Raw genomic sequence first — 200 nt, forward strand, 5'->3', positions numbered from 1 at the left:
ATCATCAGCAGGACGACCGATGCGAAGGCTTCATTCAGTTCGTACAGGTCGATGTCACTGGCTTCCATGCCGGCCTTCTTAAGGACCTTCTGGGACACATAGGTCGGGCCGGTCAGCATGATGCCCGGCTCGGAACCGATGGACGCCATCGCGCGGATGCGTGCGCGCGGCTTGAGGCCGAACTTCTCGCCCATTTCCTT

General features: G+C 60.0%; 1 pseudogene. It reads right to left on the reverse strand.

Features of this window, described 5'->3' with window-relative positions:
• Nucleotides 1-200: pseudogene (locus B2344_RS14545) on the reverse strand (acetyl-CoA C-acyltransferase); the annotation flags it as partial.

It is taken from the genome of Hyphomonas sp. UBA3195 (assembly GCF_002366485.1).
Classification (GTDB): domain Bacteria; phylum Pseudomonadota; class Alphaproteobacteria; order Caulobacterales; family Hyphomonadaceae; genus Hyphomonas.